Origin of the sequence: Pectobacterium aroidearum (assembly GCF_015689195.1) — a bacterium.
In the GTDB taxonomy this organism is placed as follows: Bacteria; Pseudomonadota; Gammaproteobacteria; order Enterobacterales; family Enterobacteriaceae; genus Pectobacterium; species Pectobacterium aroidearum.
This window is the reverse complement of record NZ_CP065044.1, coordinates 1,074,939-1,092,183: the sequence shown is the minus strand read 5'-3', so window position 1 is coordinate 1,092,183 and position 17,245 is coordinate 1,074,939. Positions and strand designations below refer to the sequence as shown.

The window sequence follows — 17,245 nt, the reverse complement described above, 5'->3', positions numbered from 1 at the left end:
CTATTACGCCTTTCGCGTGCCGGTATCGTGCAAAAACAGTGCCATCGATTCAAGGTGCCCGGTATGTGGAAACATATCCAGCATCGCGACATTCACCAGCGTAAAACCTGCCGCCAGTAATACTTTGCTGTCGCGCGCTAGCGTCGTGGCATTACAGGAAACATACACCACCCGTTTAGGTGCCAGTCGGGTTATCTGCTCCATCACGCCTGCCGCGCCCGCACGTGCCGGATCAAGTAATATCTTATCAAAACCCTGGGCCGCCCACGGCTGCTGTGTGACGTCATCTTCAAGATTTTGGTGAAAAAATGTGACATTGGACAACGCATTGCGTCGGGCATTCTCGCGCCCTTTCTCTACCAGCGCGGTTACCCCTTCAACGCCAACGACGCTGGCGGCGCGCTGTGCCAGCGGTAGCGTGAAGTTACCCATACCGCAAAACAGATCTAATATTCTATCCTGCGGTTGCACATCCAGCCACGCCAGCGCCTGAGCAACCATCTGCTGGTTGACCGCATCATTGACCTGAATAAAATCGCGCGGGCTAAAGGCCAGCGTCAGTCCGGCAACGTGATAAACCGGCTCGTCGCCGTGCAGACACGTCAGCGAATCGGCATCCGGCGCCAGATAAACCGAAACGCCCTGCTGCTCGGCAAAATCTCGCAGCGCTTGCTCATCCGCTGGATGCAGCGGATCAAGGTGCCTCAGCACCAGCAGCGGACCGTTTTCCGCCTGCACCAGTTCCACATGCCCAAGACGCTTCACCGCCTTTAATCGGCTCAGGCAGTCGCGCAGCGGTTGCAGCAGCGCTTCAAGCTCAGGGCGCAGCACCGGACAAGCTTTGATATCCACCAAATCGTGAGAATTTGACTGCCGATAGCCCATCAACAGACGCTGCTCTTTTGCCTGAAAGTATAACGCAAGCCGCGCGCGCCTCCGATAGGCATAAGGTGTGCCAGCAATCAGAGACGCGTCAGGCAGCTCAGCGCCTGTTTCCCGCGTCATCAGACGCATTAATGCGGCCGTTTTGCTGCTCTGTTGCAGCGTGATGTCCGCGTGCTGCTGCTGGCAGCCGCCGCAGCGGGTAAAGTGAGGGCACCGCGGTTCAACGCGCTGTGGGCTGTGCGTCAGCAGGCGTTTAAGCTTTGCATGCGAAAACTGACGTTTATCTTCCGTCAGTTGGACCTCAGCCTGCTCTCCCGGCAGTACACCCGTGACAAACACCGTCTTACCTTCGTGACGCGCCACTCCCTGCCCAAACGGGTCAAGTGACGTGACCGTAACAGTGAGGTTCTTAGCAGGAATCGCTTTCCGGGTCGTCACACGCCGGTTTGGAGAGTAGAATTGCGCCATAATGTGCTATCGATTGATCTCTTAAGTTGAACGGCTGTACCCAAATACCTGTCATACTTCAAGCTGCATGTGCGTTGGCTTTGTTACTCGGCCAACTTATGGCCTCGCCCTAAAGGGCCGCCGCAAGCGGCGTTCAAATCAGCTAGACGCTGATTTGTCGCCCACCCTAGTCACTTACCTGAGTAAGCTCCTGGGGATTCACTGTGTCGCCGCCTTCCTGCAACTCGAATTATTTAAGGTATAACTAAATTAAATAATAGGGTGCCTGGCATCCTCTAATTCTCCCACATTGGAACCCCATGACCAAATACAGTCTTCGTGCACGGATGTTGATACTGATTTTGGCACCGACGCTGATGATCGGGCTGCTGCTCAGTTCGTTCTTCGTTATCCATCGTTACAATCAGTTGCAGTCGCAGTTGGCTGATTCGGGCACCAGCATCATTGAACCGCTGGCGACCATCAGCGCTTACGCCATTACCCATCGTCAGATGGACACGATTCCCGCGTTAATCAATACGCTGCATCGTCGGCACTCCACGATTATTCGTACCATTAGCGTGTTCGATGCGCGCAATCAGCTATTGGCTACCACCAACGTACGCAACAACGTGACATTGCAACCACTCAGCAGCGATGCGCCTTCCTACAATAAACTGCACCTGCACCACACGAATGACGCGCTGATTCTGCATATGCCGATCGTCAATGACAGCGAATTTATGCCAAGTGGGACGCCGCCGGTGTTGCCCAGCTCCGCCACGCCTCTCGGCTATCTGGTGATCGAACTGGACACCAGCGCTATTCGGCTTCAACAGTATCAGGAAATCTTCATCGCTACGCTCTTGCTGCTGCTATCGTTGGGTGCCGCCGTCCTCTTTGCCTATCGTCTGATGCGGGATGTCACCACCCCAATTCGTAATATGGTTGATACCGTCGATCGCATTCGCCGTGGGCAGTTGGATAGCCGCGTAGAAGGATACATGCTGGGCGAGTTGGATATGTTGAAAAACGGCATCAACTCAATGGCGATGTCGCTGACCGCCTACCACGAAGAGATGCAGCAAAATATCGATCAGGCGACCTACGATCTGCGCGAAACGCTGGAGCAGATGGAGATCCAGAACGTCGAACTGGACCTGGCCAAAAAGCGGGCGCAGGAGGCAGCGCGCATCAAATCAGAGTTTCTGGCCAATATGTCACACGAACTGAGGACGCCGCTGAATGGCGTGATCGGTTTCACGCGCCAGACGTTGAAGACTCCGCTGAACACCACACAGACTGACTATCTGCTTACCATCGAACGCTCCGCCAATAACCTGCTGAATATCATTAACGACGTGCTGGATTTTTCGAAACTGGAAGCCGGAAAACTGGTGCTGGAGGATATTCCATTCTCGCTGCACAACGCGCTGGACGATGTTGTGATGCTGTTGGCGCACACGGCACATGAAAAAGGATTGGAGCTGACGCTCAGTATTCAGAATGACGTGCCCGAGCAGTTTGTCGGCGATCCGCTACGGATACAGCAAATCATCACCAACCTGCTGGGCAACGCGATTAAATTTACCGAGCAAGGCAACATTGATATTCGGGTAGAGAAGCGTCGGCAGGAACATCATCAGGTCCAGCTCGAGGTGCAAATACGCGATACCGGTATCGGCATTGCCGAGTTGCAGCAATCTCAACTGTTCCAGGCGTTCCGTCAGGCTGACACCAGTATTTCACGCCGTCATGGTGGCACGGGGCTTGGGCTGGTCATCACCCAACGTCTGGTCAAAGAGATGGGCGGCGATATCAGCTTCCAGAGCCAGCTCAACAAGGGATCGACCTTCTGGTTCCATATCACGCTGCCACTCAACCCTCACGCCATACCGACAGAACCGGCCTACACGATGCTGCAAGGCAAACATCTGGCCTACGTCGAATACCATCCTATCGCCGCGCAAGCTACGCTGGATATCCTGAGCCAAACACCGCTCATCGTGAGCTACAGCCCGACGTTTGAGCAACTACCGGAAGGGGAATTCGATATCCTGTTGCTCGGCGTTCCCGTGCAATATCGCAACACACTGCTCGACTACACGCCCAGACTGCGCGACATCTGCCGCCGCGCGCCCTGCGTGATTCTGGCGCTGCCCAGCCTGGCGCAAATGGATGCCGAACAGCTGAAAACCTTCGGCGTACATGCCTGTCTGAGCAAACCACTCGCCGCACCGAGACTGCTGCCACTGTTACAGGACAGCACGCTGTTCCAGCTCTCTTTCCTGCCGGATGAGACTGTGTCTCACCCGAGTGCCATACGCCATCCAGCTCGTCTGCCGCTGAGTGTGATGGCGGTGGATGATAATCCGGCTAATCTGAAACTGATCGGCACGCTGCTGGAAGAGCAGGTCGAGACAATTATCCTGTGCGAAAGTGGTCAGGATGCGATTGCGCAGGCGAAACTGCATCAGTTCGACATCATCCTCATGGATATTCAGATGCCGGGTATGGACGGCATTTGCGCCAGCGAGCTGATCCGTCAGATCCCTCATCATGCCACCACACCTATCATCGCGGTGACGGCGCAAACCATGACGGGTGAACGTGAACATTTGCTACGTTCAGGTATGGATGACTATCTGGCTAAACCGATAGACGAACAGATGCTGAAAAGCGTGCTAACGCGCCATGCGCGGAAGGATCCGCTGAGGCGCGAACGGGGCGATATAACAGGTTTATTGAACGAGCATGACGATAGTCATCTGTCTCTCGACTGGGCGCTGGCGCAACAACAGGCGGCCAACAAACCGGAATTGGCGCGTGACCTGCTGCAAATGCTGCTGGATTTCTTGCCGGAGGTTCAGCAGAAGATAGAAAACGTTCTGAAGGGTCAGACGGATGACGACATTATCGAACTGATTCATAAACTGCACGGCAGTTGTAGCTACAGCGGCGTTCCGCGTCTGAAACGCATTTGCCGCTATCTGGAGCAGCAGTTGCGTAAAGGCGTTCACGCCAGCGATTTGGAACCCGAATGGCTGGAGCTACTGGACGAAATCGACAACGTCAACAAAGCCGCTCAGCCGCATATCAAGCCGCTACTTCCGTAATCAATGATCGGCATAGCTCTGTCTCTTAGCCACATAAAATGTGGCTAAGAGTTAACCGACGTTGAGCCCAGTCCCCTGCCGAATCACAATAGCGCTCAACGCGACATTGACTGCGCCAGCCGGATCGTCGCAGCGATATTGCGTGCCGCCATCCGCACATTTTCTGCCGCATTATCCAGCGCTTCTTCTAGTGAACAAATGTTGTAAAGCACGCTGAATACCGCATCCAGACCATGTTCATGTACCACGCCGACATCTGCCGTCAGGCTGCCCGCAATACCAATGACCGGTTTATTATACTGTTTGGCGACTCGCGCCACGCCAATCGGCACCTTACCGTGGATCGTCTGGCTATCGATGCGCCCTTCTCCGGTAATCACCAGCGTAGCATCCCGTACCAGTTCATCCAGCCCCAACGCTTCCGTGACAATCTCAATGCCCTGACGCAGTTCAGCGCCGCAAAAAGCCTGTAGCGCTGCGCCCATACCGCCTGCCGCCCCCGCACCGGGAACGTGTTCCACGTCCATATCCAGATCGTGGCGAATCACCGCCGCATAATGCTTCAGCGCATTATCCAACTGTTCAATCATCTCCGGCGTCGCCCCTTTCTGAGGGCCAAAAATCGCCGATGCGCCCTGTTTCCCCGTCAGCGGGTTGGTCACATCACAGGCCACTTCAAAACGACAGCCTTTAATACGCTCATCCAGCTCGCTGATGTCAATGCGAGCGAGTTTGTCGAGTTCACCCCCGCCAAAACCGATCTGCTCGCCCTGCTTATCCAGCAGCCTGGCGCCCAGCGCCTGCACCATGCCCGACCCGCCGTCATTGGTTGCGCTTCCGCCAATCCCGATGATGCAGTGCCGAATGCCGTAATCTAATGCGCAGCGAATCAGTTCGCCCGTGCCGTAGCTGGTTGTCTTTAATGGGTTACGCAACTGCGAAGGTACCCGTTCCAGACCGCTTGCCGCCGCCATCTCAATAAAAGCCGTTTTTTCATCGCCAGACAGGCCAAAAAATGCGTCGATGCTATCGCCTAACGGTCCTGTCACCTTAACATTCACAATCTTGCCATCGGTCGCAGCGACCATCGCTTCAACTGTGCCTTCCCCACCATCTGCAACGGGCAATTTGACATAGCAGGCATCGGGAAATATTTCACGAAATCCCTTTTCAATCTGCGTAGCAACTTCTTGTGCAGACAGGCTTTCTTTATAAGAATCCGGTGCGATCACTATTTTCATAAACGATCCGATTTCATCAACGTTCCGATTGCATCAATAATCCGCGCGCTCATGAAACGGCGCTTATACCCGCCAGCTTTCAGGGCTGCAGGTCCTGAAATCTATCGGATAGATCAGAATGATTCTCTGCCAGTCGGCTGGCATCCTGTGCCAGCCTCGTGACTATCGCTTCACGGCTTATCGTGTAACTTCAACTTTAGCCAGTTTTTCGTAGTAACACGCCAGCGCACTGTGGTCCGCCGATCCCAGATCGTCCGCTTTCAGCGCCTGCATCATTTCCATCACCGCCGCTGTTAACGGCAGCTGTGCGCCAACGCCATGTGAGGTATCCAGCGCGTTCGCCAAATCTTTGATATGCAGATCGATGCGGAAACCCGGCTTAAAGTTACGATCCATCACCATCGGCGCTTTCGCATCCAACACGGTGCTGCCCGCCAGCCCGCCGCGGATTGCCTGATACACCAGATCCGGGTTAACCCCTGCTTTTGTCGCCAGCACCAGCGCTTCAGACATAGCGGCAATGTTCAGCGCCACAATCACCTGATTCGCCAATTTGGTCACGTTGCCCGCGCCGATATCACCGGTATGTACAACAGAACCCGCCATGGATTTCAGAACCTCAAAGCAGCGGTCAAATTGTGCTTTATCGCCGCCCACCATCACGGACAGCGTGCCGTCGATCGCTTTCGGTTCACCGCCGCTGACCGGCGCATCCAGCATGGCGATCTCTTTCGCCGCCAGCACGGTAGCAATTTCACGGCTGGCCAGCGGCGCGATGGAACTCATGTCCACCACAATGCTTCCGGCACGCGCGCCCTCGATGACGCCGTTTTCCCCCAGCACCACTTCTTTAACGTGCGGAGAGTTAGGCAGCATGGTAATGATAACGTCGCACTGCTCCGCAACCTGTTTCGGCGTACCCGCCGCCGTAGCGCCTGCCGCAACCACTTCCGCGACCGCGTCCAGATTTCTGTCCATCACGACTAATGAGTAACCTGCTTTCAGCAGATTTTTACTCATCGGTTTTCCCATGATGCCCAATCCAATAAAACCAATTTTCATCGCCCTAACCTCATTGTCTGATGTAGATATCACTTCAATTCACGATGAACCCGCCTCATGGCAGATTCGATTCGCCGCGGAATCGCTGAATCACTTCTTGTATTTGTCGCTCAGCGCCTGTGTTGCGCTGCGGAACACGCCCAGATCGCTCCCGACCGCGACAAAGCTTGCGCCCCATTCCAGATAACGGCGGGCATCGGCTTCAACCGGTGCCAGAATGCCGCACGGCTTGTTATGTGCTGCCGCGCGATCGAAGATGTGGCGGATCGCTTTCTGCACGTCAGGGTGGTTAGGCTGACCGAGATAGCCCAGCGCCGCAGACAGATCGCTCGGGCCGACAAACACGCCGTCTACGCCGTCTACCGCGATAATCGCATCCAGATTATCAAGGCCGTCCTGGCTTTCGATTTGCACCACGACGGTAATGCTGTCGTTAATCTTGGCGAAATAGTCCGGTTCGGTGCCGTAGCAGTTGCTACGGTGCGCCACGGAAACACCGCGGATACCCGCAGGCGGATAACGCGTTGACGCAACCGCACGCGCAGCTTCTTCCGCCGTTTCCACAAAGGGAATGAGGAAGTTATTGAACCCAATATCCAACAGCCGCTTGATGATGATCGGCTCATTGCACGGCGGACGGACGACGGGCGCGCTGTGGCTGCCTTTCAGCGCCATCAGTTGAGGAATAAACGTCACGATATCGTTAGGCGCATGCTCGCCATCCAGCACCAGCCAGTCGAATCCCGCCAGTCCCAGCACTTCAGTTGACATCGGGTTGCCCAGTGCACACCAGCAGCCAATCAACGTTTTCCCCTGCTGCAAATCTTGGCGAAAACGGTTAGGTAACAGCGGAGTCTTCATTTTTTATCCTCGGTCATTCCAGCGCCGCTTGCCTGAAGCGGCGCGCTCAAAAAACGGAAAATCAGAACGTTAGCGAACCAGACACGGACGTTTATTATCAAATGTCCACTCAGGAATAAGGTACTGCATTCCCATTGCGTCGTTACGTGCGCCTAATCCCATGCTTTTATACAGTTCGTGTGCTTTCATCACCTGATCCATATCCAGTTCGATACCCAGACCCGGTTTCTTCGGCACTTCCACCATGCCGCCAACAATCTGCAACGGTTCTTTCGTCAGGCGCTGGTTGCCTTCCTGCCAGATCCAGTGCGTATCAATCGCCGTAATCTTGCCCGGCGCCGCCGCAGCGACTTGGGTAAACATGGCCAGTGAAATATCAAAGTGGTTATTGGAGTGAGAACCCCAGGTTAAGCCCCATTCGTGGCACATCTGCGCGACACGTACGGAACCTTGCATCGTCCAGAAGTGCGGATCGGCCAGCGGAATATCGACCGATTGCAGCGAAATAGTGTGACCCATCTGCCGCCAGTCGGTGGCGATCATGTTGGTCGCGGTGGGCAGCCCTGTCGCACGGCGGAACTCCGCCATCACTTCACGGCCGGAGAAACCTTGTTCCGCACCGCACGGATCTTCCGCATACGCCAGCACACCGCGCAACTGTTTGCCCAGACCGATAGCTTCATCCAGCGACCAGGCACCGTTTGGATCCAGCGTGATACGCGCCTGCGGGAAGCGTTTAGCCAGCGCGGTCACCGCTTCGGCTTCTTCACTTCCGGCCAGTACGCCGCCTTTCAGTTTGAAATCATTGAAACCGTATTTTTCATACGCCGCTTCAGCCAGACGTACGATGGTTTCTGGAGACAACGCTTCTTCATGACGCAGACGATACCAGTCACACTTCTCATTCGTCTGGCTCTGATAAGGCAGATCGGTTTTATTACGATCGCCGATGTAGAACAGATAGCCCAGCATTTCTACCGCATCACGCTGTTGACCGTCGCCCAGCAGCGAAGCCACGCTGACATTGAGGAACTGCCCCAGCAGATCGAGCATCGCGGCTTCTATCCCCGTGACGACATGGATGGTGGTACGCAGATCGAACGTCTGCAAGCCGCGCCCGGAGGAATCACGGTCGGCGAACTGCTCACGCACCGCCGTCATCACGTTTTTGTATTCGCCCAGCGTTTTACCCACCACCAGCGCCGCAGCATCTTCCAGCGTCTGACGGATTTTCTCACCACCGGGTATTTCACCGACACCGGTATTCCCGGCGTTATCTTTCAGAATCACAATGTTGCGAGTGAAATAAGGTGCATGTGCGCCGCTCAGGTTGAGCAGCATACTGTCGTGACCTGCAACCGGGATAACCTGCATGTGAGTAATAACCGGCGTTGAACTTTGCAATGTCATTTTCTTATCCTTTCTCTCTCATTTTTTATGTAGGGTTAGCGGCCAAAAACCGGACGTTTGCGGTCAAATTTCCAACCGGAAATCAGGTACTGCATGGCAACAGCATCATTACGTGCTCCGCTAGGTAATTTTTTGTACAGATCGTGGGCTTTCATGACCTGTTCCATATCCAATTCAATCCCCAGACCGGGACGATCCGGCACCTTGATTTTGCCGTTGACGATTTGCAGCGGCTCTTTGGTCAGGTGTTGCCCTTCCTGCCAGATCCAGTGCGTATCAATCGCCGTCGGGTTACCCGGTGCCGCAGCCCCTACGTGCGTGAACATCGCCAGAGAAATATCGAAGTGGTTATTGGAATGGCAGCCCCACGTCAGGCCCCATTCATCACACATCTGGGCAACGCGCACTGCACCATGCATCGTCCAGAAATGCGGATCGGCCAGCGGAATATCGACTGCCTGCAACATCACGGCATGGTTCATTTCACGCCAGTTGGTGGCAATCATGTTAGTCGCGACCGGCAGCCCGGTGGCGCGACGGAATTCCGCCATCACTTCACGACCGGAGAAACCTTGCTCGGCACCGCACGGATCTTCCGCATAGGTCAGAATGCCCTTCATGTCTTTGCATAAATCAATCGCTTCATCCAGCAGCCAGGCTCCGTTTGGATCGACGGTAATGCGGGCATCCGGGAAGCGTTTCTTCAGCGCCTTCACCGCATCGATTTCCTGCTCGCCGGGCAACACGCCACCTTTGAGTTTGAAATCTTTAAATCCGTAGCGGTCAGTGGTGGCTTCGGCCAAACGCACAATCGCTTCGCTGTCCATCGCTTGCTGGTGACGCAGGTGATACCACTCGTGCTTGCCTTTCTCACCTGATACTTTCTCACCTGATAAGTAAGGTAGATCCGTCTTTGTGCGATCGCCGATATAGAACAGATAGCCGAGCACGGTGACGTCATCACGCTGTTTCCCCGGCCCCAATAGCTCGGCAACGGGGACACCCATAAATTGCCCCAGCAGATCGAGCAGCGCCGCTTCAAGTGCTGCCACCGCATTCACTCGCAGCTCAAACGTCCAGGCACCCTTGCCGAAGGAATCAAAATCAGAAGATTGGTTGCCGACATGAATGTCATGAACCAGACGGTTCATACGGGCGATTTGTTCGCCTTTCACATGAGGGATCGCTTCAACCAGCGTGTTGTAAATAACCTCACCACCAGGCGCTTCGCCGACACCGGTATGTCCGGCGCTGTCCGTTAAAATAACGAGGTTACGGGTGAAGTAAGCACCATGTGCCCCCCCGATGTTCAACAGCATGCTGTCATAGCCCGCGACGGGAATGACTTTCATGTCGGTAATTACGGGAGTCGCTGAAAAGTTTGTCATTACAGGCTCCCGTCACGAATGGAGCGCACAGGGTTTACGCTTAGGTTTCCGATGTTTGCCAAAACGCAGGAACGCGTTGAAGCAGATGAAAATAATTCAGCCATACAGAAATAAAAAACAGATGGTGCACCAGTAGATGATTTCATGTTGTTTTCCTACTTTATTAGCGCGACCTTGTTTTTACTCTGATTTGAAATAAGCCATGCTTGTAGGGTTATCAGAATAAAAACAGGTTATAACTGTCTCGATACCGGAATAAACCAGTCAGAAAAGCGTTATCAGAACCCATAGCGCCTTACCAACCTCAGGAAAAAGTATAAGTTTTCTTATTTCACAACTCATTGGGCAATAGCACAGCATTCCGGGTCGAAATGCAGATTAAATATGTCATTGTCACAGGGTAATGGGAGGTGTTTCACGAAAACCGGGGAAAGCAAATTCCCGCATTACAAACACCGAAATACGGGGTTCTGACAGCCGATTTCAAATAGGTAAATCCCGACTTTTCATGGCATGAATAAAGGACAAAACGCTGCGCCATCAGTATGACGGCACAGCGTTTTGTGTTATTGCCTATATTCAGACTAATACGGTAACGAATGGCTTTACTTCTTAACGAACGGCTTCAATTCGATACGTTTAATATCCTGCACAATGAACAGGTAGCTAACGATAGCAACCAGCGCGTGAATCCCGACATACACCAGACCACCATTAAAAGAGCCGGTCATCCCGATGATGTAGCCAATGGCAATCGGTGTCACGATACCAGACGCATTACCGAACATGTTGAACAGACCACCGCTCAACCCACTGATTTCTTTCGGCGCAGTATCGGCCATAACCGCCCAGCCCAGTGCACCAATGCCTTTGCCGAAGAAGGCCGCAGACATCACGGCAATAACAACCCATTCGGTTTCTACATAGTTACAAATCACCATCGACATGGAGAGCAACATACCGAGGACAATAGGCGTTTTACGGGCAAAGGTCAGTGAATTGGTCCGGCGCATCAGATAATCGGAAATGATGCCGCCCAGAACGCCGCCGACAAAACCGCAGATGGCAGGCACCGAGGCAACAAACCCGGCTTTGAGAATCGACATGCCACGCGCCTGAACCAGATAGAGTGGGAACCAGGTGATGAAGAAGTAGGTCAGTGCGTTAATACAGTATTGACCGATATAGACGCCGAGCATCATACGGGACTGCATTAATTGCTTGATCTGATGCCATTTTTCACCCTTCTCGGTCGCTTTCTTCGCTCCTTTGGCATCCATGTTAATCAGCGCGCCACCGGCCTCAATGTAATCCAGTTCAGCCTGATTCACGCCAGGATGATCTTTAGGATCGTGGATCACTTTCAGCCAGACAAAGCTGAGGATGATACCCAATCCACCCATGAACCAGAACACATGCGCCCAACCCACCTCATGTACCAGCCAGCCCATGATAGGAGCGAAGATCACAGTCGCAAAGTACTGGGCCGAGTTGAAGATCGCGACGGCTGTTCCACGCTCTTGTGCAGGGAACCAGGCAGCGACAATACGGCTATTTCCCGGAAAGGAAGGCGATTCACACAGCCCGACCATAAAGCGCAAGAGGAACAAAGAAATGACGATGCCAGCACCGCTGAAGATATCGACAAAGCCTTGTAATAAGGTAAAAACCGACCAAGTGAAGATACTGTAGAAGTAAACTTTCTTTGAGCCGAAGCGATCGAGCAGCCAGCCTCCGGGGATTTGCCCAATAACATATGCCCATGAGAACGCTGAGAAGATATAGCCCATCCCTACCGCATCCAACCCAATCTCTTTGGACATAGCAGAGCCAGCGATGGACAATGTGGCACGGTCGCCATAGTTAAATGACGTGACGATAAACAACATCACGACAATCCAGTAGCGGGCGTTTGTTCTCTTTTGTATCGCGCCAGCTGCTGAGCTTACTGTATTCATGATGAACTCCTGCTTCAATCGCGGTTCGCTCATTCATTCCGAATAACAGATAACGTGTAGGGTTATCAGAATGAAGATCAGTGGATATCCCCGTCATACTTCAAGTTACATGTGTGTTGGCTGCGTTCACTCACCCGAATCACTTACCTAAGTAAGTTCATCGGGATGAAATGAGAGACATCCTGTCTCTCACCGAAGGCCAGCCGTTGGCTGGTCAAATTCGTTCCCGACGAATTTGTCCTTCTCTTGCCGCCTACCTGAAACTCGAATTATTTAGGGTATAGTTAAATTCCCATTTTTATTTTTCTTGCGAATAGCCAGGCTATATAGCTTCAGAGTAATTAGCTGACATCTTCAACTCGCCGGATCATTATAATTTTTACCTACTGGTCGCTCACTAGATAAAAGCACAACATTAAAAATGTCCTTTTGAATATGTTGGTGCACTTGCCCTATATAGTGCGAGGTATTTCACGAAAAATGCCGTCATTCTCTTTTTACATTCACACACATTATTTTTATTTCTCTGTTAAAAATCACACGCTGGCAGAATGTGATCAAACTCACCAAAAACTGGGGCTTCGCCTGATAAATCATAAGTAAAAAGCGCGGGCTTAGGTCAATTGCATAATGTACGAGAAGAGAACCTCACGTATACTCGTTAGCGAGCAATGGAGTAATCGCGTGGTAATCGCTACCACGGCGTTTCTGATAAACCAATAATAAAGGCTTGCATCATGTCAGATAAATCAGAAAGTAATGCTGCACAAGAGCAGCCACTTTATATTAAAGTCCACGATTCAGATAATGTTGCCATTGTTGTTAATAATAATGGCTTACGCGCCGGAACCCGTTTTAATGATCATCTGGAATTAATTGAGCATGTTCCACAGGGGCACAAAGTTGCCCTTGTTAATATCGAAAAATCAGGCGCAATCATCCGCTATGGTGAAATTATCGGGTATGCGCTGCGCGATATTGCTAAAGGAAGCTGGATTGATGAATCCTTAGTCGAGTTACCTCTGGCTCCCGCGCTGGACACCCTGCCGCTGGCGACCAAAATCCCGCCCACCCTTCCTCCACTGGAAGGCTACACCTTTGAAGGTTATCGCAACGCCGATGGCAGCGTAGGCACGAAAAATCTGTTGGGCATTAGCACCAGCGTGCACTGTGTCGCGGGCGTAGTGGACTATGTCGTCAAAATTATCGAGCGGGATTTATTGCCCAACTATCCCAACGTGGATGGTGTTGTCGCACTCAACCATCTCTATGGCTGCGGCGTAGCAATCAATGCGCCTGCGGCGGTCGTCCCTATCCGCACTATCCACAATCTGGCACTGAACCCGAATTTTGGCGGTGAGATATTGGTGGTGGGTCTGGGTTGTGAAAAATTACAGCCAGAACGCCTGCTGGAAGGGACGTCAGACGTACAGGCCATCTCCCTCGACGACACCAGTATTGTCCGCTTGCAGGATGAACACCATGTTGGTTTCCGATCGATGGTGGATGACATTCTGACGATGGCAGACAAGCACCTGCAACAGTTGAACAAACGTCAGCGTGAAACCTGCCCGGCATCAGAATTGGTTGTCGGCATGCAGTGCGGTGGCAGCGATGCTTTCTCTGGCGTCACCGCTAACCCAGCTGTCGGTTTTGCATCCGACCTGCTGGTACGCTGCGGCGCAACCGTGATGTTCTCCGAAGTGACCGAAGTGCGCGACGCCATTCATCTGTTAACGCCGCGCGCCATCAATGAAGAAGTCGGTAAACGTCTGCTGGAAGAAATGGCCTGGTACGACAATTACCTCGACAGCGGCCAGACCGATCGTAGCGCCAACCCATCGCCGGGCAACAAAAAAGGGGGGCTGGCGAACGTGGTGGAAAAAGCGCTCGGCTCCATCGCCAAATCCGGTACCAGCGCCATTGTCGAAGTCCTGTCTCCCGGCCAGCGCCCCACCAAACGCGGGCTGATTTACGCCGCAACGCCAGCCAGTGACTTCGTGTGCGGCACGCAGCAGCTCGCTTCCGGCATCACCGTGCAGGTCTTCACCACCGGTCGCGGTACACCGTATGGCCTATTGGCTGTACCCGTGATCAAGATGGCAACCCGTACCGCATTGGCTAACCGCTGGCACGATCTGATGGATATTGATGCCGGTACCATCGCTACTGGAGAAGCCACGATTGAAGACGTGGGCTGGCAGCTTTTCCACTTCATTCTGGACATCGCCAGCGGCAAGAAAAAAACCTGGTCCGATCAATGGGGACTTCATAACGCACTGGCCGTTTTCAATCCGGCACCGGTAACCTGATTATCGTTCTCCGCAGGCCAGACTCATTCTGGCCTGCGGATAGCATTATTTGATCTAAAATAAATTAGGCCACAATAAAAAATGAGGGAAAGCGGTAATTAAAGGAATAAACGTCAGCGAAACAACATTTAATTTCATTTACGCAAAGAAAAAATATAAAAAAATTAACAAATGATTCTTTTTATCGTCAATATAACTCACTCTACAAACACTGTTTAAGAAAAATCCCTCCACGCGACTTACCTATTCTTAATCATTTTTTACCAATTATTTATTGCCCATAAAATGAATCAATTGACAGGTAATCGTCCTCATCATAAATTTACGCGTGCTGAAAAAGCGTGCTAACACTGATGACATATTTGTTACAAAAATATATACCCTAAATAATTCAAGTTTCAGGACAAACGTTAACGTTTGAACAACGCAAAGCGTTGGCCCGCTAGGGCAAGGCTTATTTATAAGCCTTGTAACGCGGCAAGAGAGGGAGTCCCGATGAGCTTACTTGAGTAAGTGATTCGGGTGACTGAGCGCAGCCAACGCACATGCAACTTGAAGTATGACGGATAAAGTTACAAAAACTCCATCACGCACAATATAGGGTCAATAGCCCGCTCATTATAAATAGTGCCCGACATTATTTTATATCGGCGAGTCAGTAACCCAAAAAAATTCAGTATACCCATTTGAATAACTTGAATATTTACACAGCAATATGCCTGACAGATTTCACAGGATGTACCACGCGGCAGCGACACAGCGTTTCAGCCTCTGTAATAATCAGAACGACTGAGACGAGGAAAGCGGTCAGTATGGCTGAACCTGGAAACTGAGCGGGATACGTACGCCGGGGTTTCTAATGAGAGTGAATACACCTGTTACACAGCAGGAGTATCTGTTAGACATGGACACCATATTGATGTCCACGACAAATATTCATAGCCACATTACTTATGCCAACTCTGCCTTCATTAAGGTTAGCGGTTTTTCTGAAGAGCAGCTCATCAACCAACCCCACAATATTGTGCGTCACCCTGACATGCCCGTTGAAGCCTACGCCGACATGTGGTTTACGTTGAAACAAGGCGATAGCTGGACAGGACTCGTTAAAAACCGTCGCAACAACGGTGACCACTACTGGGTTCGCGCCAACGTTACGCCGGTCTACCAGCAGGAACATCTCGCGGGCTATATCTCGGTGCGTAACACACCCAGCGCCGAAGAGATCAAGTCTGCCGAAACGCTGTATAGCGCCGTGCAGAAAAAGCAGGCAGGTAACATTAAGTTCTACAAAGGGTTGGTTGTTCGCACCGGACTCTTTTCTCCCCTGTCGATCTTGCAGAAATTGTCAGTCCGCTGGCGCTTGCGCATCGCGGTATTGACGGCGGGGCTCATTCCCACGCTGCTTGCTTTCAGCGGTATGAATCCGCTGTGGTTGCTGGCACTGGCGCTGTTACTGATTGTCATTCTGGATCAGTTTCTGCAAAAGCAAATTGCCCAGCCAATCAGGATGATACTGAAACAGGCTCAGCATGTGGTCTCGGGCCGTAAAGTAAAGCATATTCATCTGAATCGGGTCGACGAAATCGGCTTACTGCTACGCTCCGTTAACCAGTTCGGCCTGAATTTGCACTCGCTTGTTGATGACGTCAGCACGCAGGTAAACGGTATTACCAACGTTAGCCATAAGCTGGCAGAAAATAATATCGATCTGAACACGCGTACAGAAGAAACATCGGCAAACCTGCAACAAACCGCTGCCGCCATTGAAGAAATTACCGTTGCCGTGCAGCAGAGTGCTGAAACGGCGGCACAGGCCACCACAATGGCTGAAGCCGCCAGCAGTACCGCGCTTAAGGGTGGCAATATCATGAAGGAAACCATCGGCATGATGGATTCCATTTCCAGCGCCAGTGATAAGATCGTTGATATCATTGGCGTGATAGACAGCATTGCCTTCCAGACTAACATCCTTGCGCTGAATGCGGCGGTTGAAGCAGCGCGTGCCGGTGTTCAGGGGCGAGGATTTGCCGTGGTGGCCGCCGAAGTTCGCAATTTAGCGCAGCATTCAGCCTCCGCAGCCAAAGAGATTAAAGCGCTCATCGACGCCAACGTTGAAAGCGTAAAACAGGGCAGCACAATGGTAGAAAACGCGGGCAAACATATCAGCGACATTGTTGATGAAGTCTTGCAGGTCTCTACCATGATCAAAGAGATCAGCAACGCAACGCACGAGCAAACCTCAGCATTGGGCCTGATCAATACCTCTATTGCGCAGATAGAACAAATGACACAGCGCAATACCGATATGGTTACGCACTCAACAGAAGCCGCTGAAGGGCTAAACCTTCAGGCAAGGCGGCTGAATAGCGCGATTAACGTATACGGTAGCTAACGGACGTCCCCCCCCCCTCGGTTGCGGCAAGGGAGCAGGAAAGCGCCCTTGCCAGTTCCTTTTTCCCACCAGAAAGACACAATAGCCTCACCCATTTGTAAGCTTTTCGTAAAGAACAGAGTGGCACAGCCGATAACAATCGGAGAATTGACTTATTTCAGGAGGAAGTG

General features: G+C 52.3%; 10 protein-coding genes. 3 read left to right on the top strand and 7 right to left on the bottom strand.

Annotation, left to right across the window (positions count from 1 at the left end):
- Positions 1-3: 3 nt before the first annotated feature.
- Complete coding sequence (rlmD, locus tag I2D83_RS04880) at positions 4-1,353, bottom strand: 23S rRNA (uracil(1939)-C(5))-methyltransferase RlmD (RefSeq protein ID WP_181848574.1); 1,350 nt, start codon at positions 1,351-1,353, stop codon at positions 4-6.
- 299 nt (positions 1,354-1,652) lie between these two features.
- Between rlmD and barA the strand changes: the two genes are divergently transcribed.
- Complete coding sequence (gene barA / locus I2D83_RS04875) at positions 1,653-4,448, top strand: two-component sensor histidine kinase BarA (RefSeq protein WP_205947648.1); 2,796 nt, start codon at positions 1,653-1,655, stop codon at positions 4,446-4,448.
- A gap of 95 nt (positions 4,449-4,543) precedes the next feature.
- Here the strand turns inward: barA and I2D83_RS04870 are convergent, their stop codons facing one another.
- From I2D83_RS04870 to I2D83_RS04845, 6 genes are all read right to left on the bottom strand, one after another.
- Complete coding sequence (locus I2D83_RS04870) at positions 4,544-5,689, bottom strand: glycerate kinase (protein WP_015841538.1); 1,146 nt, start codon at positions 5,687-5,689, stop codon at positions 4,544-4,546.
- A gap of 177 nt (positions 5,690-5,866) precedes the next feature.
- Positions 5,867-6,751, bottom strand: a complete 885-nt coding sequence (gene garR / locus I2D83_RS04865) for a 2-hydroxy-3-oxopropionate reductase (protein WP_205947647.1) — start codon at positions 6,749-6,751, stop codon at positions 5,867-5,869.
- Between the two features lie 90 nt (positions 6,752-6,841).
- Positions 6,842-7,612 carry a 2-dehydro-3-deoxyglucarate aldolase gene (gene garL, locus I2D83_RS04860; RefSeq protein WP_015841540.1) on the bottom strand — a complete coding sequence of 257 codons (771 nt, stop codon included), beginning with the start codon at positions 7,610-7,612 and terminating at the stop codon, positions 6,842-6,844.
- Positions 7,613-7,681: 69 nt separating this feature from the next.
- Positions 7,682-9,022 (bottom strand): glucarate dehydratase, encoded by a 1,341-nt coding sequence (gene gudD / locus I2D83_RS04855; protein ID WP_015841541.1) that lies wholly within the window; start codon positions 9,020-9,022, stop codon positions 7,682-7,684.
- 35 nt (positions 9,023-9,057) lie between these two features.
- Positions 9,058-10,410: an enolase C-terminal domain-like protein gene (locus I2D83_RS04850; RefSeq protein WP_205947646.1), complete on the bottom strand. Its 1,353-nt coding sequence runs from the start codon at positions 10,408-10,410 to the stop codon at positions 9,058-9,060.
- A gap of 605 nt (positions 10,411-11,015) precedes the next feature.
- Entirely contained in the window at positions 11,016-12,368 is a 1,353-nt protein-coding gene (locus I2D83_RS04845; protein WP_180778665.1) for an MFS transporter, read from the bottom strand.
- A gap of 737 nt (positions 12,369-13,105) precedes the next feature.
- Between I2D83_RS04845 and garD the strand changes: the two genes are divergently transcribed.
- Together garD and I2D83_RS04835 are read left to right on the top strand one after the other, a co-directional pair.
- Entirely contained in the window at positions 13,106-14,680 is a 1,575-nt protein-coding gene (garD, locus tag I2D83_RS04840; protein WP_194430957.1) for a galactarate dehydratase, read from the top strand.
- 859 nt (positions 14,681-15,539) lie between these two features.
- On the top strand, positions 15,540-17,075 hold the full coding sequence (locus I2D83_RS04835) for a methyl-accepting chemotaxis protein (protein WP_015841545.1): 1,536 nt from the start codon (positions 15,540-15,542) through the stop codon (positions 17,073-17,075).
- Positions 17,076-17,245: the final 170 nt, after the last annotated feature.

Excerpts from the sequence above, each read along its gene's own strand:
- rlmD (WP_181848574.1), bottom strand. The coding sequence starts at position 1,353 with ATGGCGCAATTCTACTCTCCAAACCGGCGTGTGACGACCCGGAAAGCG.
- barA (WP_205947648.1), top strand. The coding sequence starts at position 1,653 with ATGACCAAATACAGTCTTCGTGCACGGATGTTGATACTGATTTTGGCA.
- I2D83_RS04870 (WP_015841538.1), bottom strand. The coding sequence starts at position 5,689 with ATGAAAATAGTGATCGCACCGGATTCTTATAAAGAAAGCCTGTCTGCA.
- garR (WP_205947647.1), bottom strand. The coding sequence starts at position 6,751 with ATGAAAATTGGTTTTATTGGATTGGGCATCATGGGAAAACCGATGAGT.
- garL (WP_015841540.1), bottom strand. The coding sequence starts at position 7,612 with ATGAAGACTCCGCTGTTACCTAACCGTTTTCGCCAAGATTTGCAGCAG.
- gudD (WP_015841541.1), bottom strand. The coding sequence starts at position 9,022 with ATGACATTGCAAAGTTCAACGCCGGTTATTACTCACATGCAGGTTATC.
- I2D83_RS04850 (WP_205947646.1), bottom strand. The coding sequence starts at position 10,410 with ATGACAAACTTTTCAGCGACTCCCGTAATTACCGACATGAAAGTCATT.
- I2D83_RS04845 (WP_180778665.1), bottom strand. The coding sequence starts at position 12,368 with ATGAATACAGTAAGCTCAGCAGCTGGCGCGATACAAAAGAGAACAAAC.
- garD (WP_194430957.1), top strand. The coding sequence starts at position 13,106 with ATGTCAGATAAATCAGAAAGTAATGCTGCACAAGAGCAGCCACTTTAT.
- I2D83_RS04835 (WP_015841545.1), top strand. The coding sequence starts at position 15,540 with ATGAGAGTGAATACACCTGTTACACAGCAGGAGTATCTGTTAGACATG.